Source organism: Streptomyces sp. DH37, from assembly GCF_029813835.1.
Classification (GTDB): domain Bacteria; phylum Actinomycetota; class Actinomycetes; order Streptomycetales; family Streptomycetaceae; genus Streptomyces.
Genome location: NZ_JARVKV010000207.1, coordinates 1 through 427 on the forward strand (window position 1 = coordinate 1; position 427 = coordinate 427).

Sequence of the window (427 nt, forward strand, 5' to 3'; positions counted from 1 at the left end):
TAATGAAAGCACTATTGATAACGAATAAATAAGACGACCCTAAAAAATATTCCCATTTTAATACTGAAATTGAATACCCAATAGTACATAAAGGTGGCATTAAAGCTGTAGCTATTGCCACTCCTGGAACAATATTATTAGCTTGTTTTTTTCTTGTACCAATGATTCCTGCCACTCCACCTGCAAAAGCGATGATAACATCCCAGATGGTTGGACTTGTTCTTGAAATAATTTCGCTACTCGGATAACTGATGGGTGATATCATAAAATAAAGTGAGGATACGATTATGCTGACCGCTACTTCTAAGAGTAATAATTTAGCAGACTTTCTTACTACAAAAGAGTCTAAAACAGACAGACCATATCCTAAGGCTAATATTGGTGTCATAACAGGTGAAATTAACATAGCTCCTATGACTACAGCATT

The 427-nt window shown here is 35.1% G+C and carries 1 protein-coding gene; it reads right to left on the reverse strand.

What is annotated here, in order from left to right; all coding sequences use genetic code 11:
* On the reverse strand, positions 1-406 hold a 406-nt coding region (locus QC029_RS30695; protein WP_336621624.1), incomplete at its 3' end, for a DUF389 domain-containing protein.
* Positions 407-427 lie beyond the last annotated feature (21 nt).